We start from the raw sequence: 3,799 nt of genomic DNA, 5'->3' as shown, positions 1-3,799 counted from the left end.
GAATTAGGCTGGTGTCCAGACTGTAAAGGCCGCGGAACAACTAAAAATATCGAATGTAAAAAATGTATGGGGAAACGTTACAATCAAGAAGTTGAACAATATAAATTTGAGTTATTGGATCAAGCACAGAGTGTATCGGACATCAACGACTTCAGTGTGGAAACAATTTATTCACTAGCAGAAGTTCTAAAGATTAGTGAAGGTAAACAAAACATTTTAAAAAATATAATCAATATGAATATTGGTTACTTAACGTTAAATCGAATTATGGGAACATTGTCAGGTGGAGAAGTAACTCGGCTCTACTTGGCTGAATTTATGGCTACAAGTGAGAATACGGTTATTATTATCGACGAAATTTCCGTAGGTCTTGATCATCAAACGTTATTGAAAATTTTAGCTGAGATTAAACAATTGGGAGTTAAAAATCAAATTTGGCTCATTGACCATTCTGACACGGTGCTGGACACAGCGGATAAGCATTTGTTTTTTGGCCCTGGCAGCGGTAAATACGGCGGAAAAATAGTGGAAGAATCACCACGTCCAAAGCCAATCCACGGGGAACGAAACGAGGCAGCACCAACAGAATATTATCAATTTCTTGATCTTCACTGCCGGAATATTCAAATCAGTGAAATTCAGATTCCTAAAAATAGACTTGTCACATTTACAGGCGAGTCAGGCTGTGGCAAATCCACACTTGTTAATGAGTGCATGTCCAAAGATTTTGTGAAGCGCTATCCGAAAGATAAGCTGGTTATGGTTGGGCAAGATCGAAACCAATCGATCACTAGCCGGTCAACCGTTGCCACTTTTCTAGATATTAAAAAGAAGCTTACAAAATATAGTGATGATATTGATGATATTTTTCAGCGCTCGATTGAAGATATTATTGTTGAGCTGCCAAATGAAGACATCGCTCATAAACGCTTGAGCTTATTGATCAAGCTAGGACTTGGTTATTTGACGTTGGAGAGAAAAACACAATCCTTATCAACGGGTGAATTTCAATGTGTTCATTTAGTTTCTGAGTTGTTTGCGGGCTCCAGAAACCCGAATACGCTATTTATTTTTGACGAGCCATCAAAAGGGTTATCACAAAATATTTTGAATCAATTCATTGATAGTGTGAGGGTCATTCTTCAGGATGAATCCGTCTCTATAATCATGATTGAACATAATTCGTATATGCTGGAAAGCTCTGATTTTATCGTTGATTTTGGCAAAAGACAGCTTGYACCCGTGGAGCATCTTGATGTGGTCAGTCATGATGATTATTACCGGGAACAAAACCATGAAGATAAAGCTGCTCCTTTCCATATTCCTTCAACACTAGATCAAAAAAATGGCGTAAATTATTTAAAAGAAAACCAGATTACCTATTTTAAAAATGCAGAAAACGTTTATAAAGGCGGCATCTTAAAAAGCTTATCATCCATGGCTCGTCTCATTTATGGCGAATATGAATCGGATACCATTGCACCCGTCATCGCCATTGATTTGGAACGCCACTTGTACAGCCAATATACTTTTCTCTACGAAATTGGCGGCTTAATCAACCATATTGTGGCGGCACATCCAACCAATAAAGATACGAATAGCTTCGATTTCTATAATCAAGGCAATCATTGCCCATGCTGCTCGGGCCGCCGTGTAATTGAAAAATTTGATTTTGATATTGTTATTCAGGACAAAACCGCGCCATTCTGGGATGGCTTATTGCATCCAGATGTGATGGATATTTTGAAGTTTTATCAATTCCCAAAAATAAAATTTATTTTTGAAGAGATTAAAAATGAGCTCGGCCAGGATATAAGCAAAAGTTATGCAGAGATGACAGACGCAGAAAAGCATACTTTTTTGTACGGATATTGGGAAAAGTCATTCTATGATAAAGTAGGCAAGGCATCAAGGACTTGGGAAGGCTTTAATCACATCATTGGGATGTATATGGTGGTATCGAAATCGGAGATTAAAGAGCGTATAAAAGAATCCAAAAAATTGATTACTTGCCCAATTTGTCAAGGAACGGTATTAAAGCATCATAAAAAGCTAAAGTTTGGCGAGACGGATATTCGTGAGATTATTCAGCAGCCTCTTGATCAAGTCATTAAAACCGTTGGAAATCTACAGGTTCTAGACAAAATGAAAGCGATTGTCGGGGGCGATATGGTTTTGACGGAAGAGGTTTCTCTATTGCCTAGGGAGACGCAAGCTGCGCTGAAAATGCTTGAACTAGAGGTTGCGAGCTTTTCCCACTACGAAATGGTCTTGCAAAATGTGCTGCCATTCTGGGGCAGTATTAGCAACAGTATCGAATCCATCAGTATTAATAATCGGATCACCGTCTGTGATTTTGCCAATATCACCGAAACGAGAGAAACGATCATTGATAAGTATTTCACTAATGGTAAATACAAAAAACTGACCTATGTCTATGAAGCGTTTGGTTACAAAAAAATTGTCACCTTAATAAATAAAATTAAAGCTAGCCAGCCATGTCCATTCTGTAAAGGGAAAAGAGTAATTTCGGAAGATGGGCTCCATGATGGCGTGTTCAAATTATCGGTACCATGTGTTAGCTGTTATGCAAGTGGCATCAATGATGAAGGGCTTAAGGAAATTGTTGAAGGCATAGACGTGCAAACATGGCTGACCGGCAAAGTAAGTGATGTTGTTAAAGACAGCTCAAATATTGAGGCAGTGGCTGATATTCCAATTTTCAATCGCATTCGTGAGTTGAATAAACAAGAAATGATGGCTGTATATCAGTTTCTTGAGCAAAGCTAGATGTCATTCACTGAAAGAAACTCATTTGCTATCCTAAATTGCAGATGAGTTTTTTTGTTATGCTGAAGGTTGTATAATAACTTTGGGAAATCGTGTATAATGTGGGTATTATTTTAGAAGGGGATGCCATTTATTGAATGCAATTGATTTAGAAACGTCGCTCATACATAAGAAAGAGAATCGTTACTTCGTTCTTGCGCTTATCTTTAGTGTTTTCATTTATTTATGTCTGTTTATTTCTATTATTTTCATTTTCATCCTACCGATTCTTATACTCCTGCCCTTATTCGCTCAAGCGATTATGATGGCAAGCATTCGAACCAATGGCGTTCGGATCACGCCGAGACAATTCCCGGAAGTGTTCGCAATTGCCCAGGCACAGTGTGAGCGGATGGGCTTTACTGTTGTACCTGATCTCTATGTCATGGAGTCGAGCGGGATATTAAATGCGTTTGCTTCGCGCTTTTTTGGCCGCAATATGGTGGTGCTTTATTCCGATTTGTTCGAAATGATTCAGGCGGGTGGGGAAAAAGAGCTCACTTTTGTCATTTCACACGAGCTCGCCCACATCAAACGAAATCATTTGTCGAAGCAGCTGCTCATATTGCCGGCGTTATGGCTTCCATTTCTTGGTGAAGCATACTCGCGGGCTTGCGAATATACATGCGACCGTATGGCTGCTTATTACACCAATGATGCTGAAGCCGCAATGAATGGTTTAACGATATTAGCGATCGGCAAAACGCTCTACAAACGGGTAGACCGTGAGGAATATTTGCTGCAAAGCAGCTATGAGAAAGGTTTATTTGTATGGCTGGCTGAGAAGCTATCGACTCACCCGCCCCTGCCGAAGCGTATCTACGCGATTCAGCAATATGCAGGCATCTCATCGAATATCATTTTTAAGACATCCTCTTCGCGAATAGCACTTATCATCGTTTTGGCTGTTATTCTTGTTCTCGGGGGATCTGTTACGATCGGAGTGACCTTCTCGAAATCGATTGATACC

The 3,799-nt window shown here is 39.5% G+C and carries 2 protein-coding genes; both read left to right on the top strand.

Going from position 1 to position 3,799, the window contains the following annotated elements; translation table 11 throughout:
• A partial coding sequence (locus AC1DSE_RS32185; RefSeq protein WP_477528828.1) for an ATP-binding cassette domain-containing protein occupies window positions 1-2,790 on the top strand: 2,790 nt, incomplete at its 5' end.
• A gap of 133 nt (window positions 2,791-2,923) precedes the next feature.
• A partial coding sequence (locus AC1DSE_RS32180) for a M48 family metallopeptidase (protein ID WP_477528827.1) occupies window positions 2,924-3,799 on the top strand: 876 nt, incomplete at its 3' end.

The sequence above is a fragment of the Paenibacillus sp. 01L418 genome (assembly GCF_056400045.1).
The sequence above is the reverse complement of the archived record's forward strand: the minus strand, read 5'-3'. Positions and strand labels throughout refer to the sequence as shown.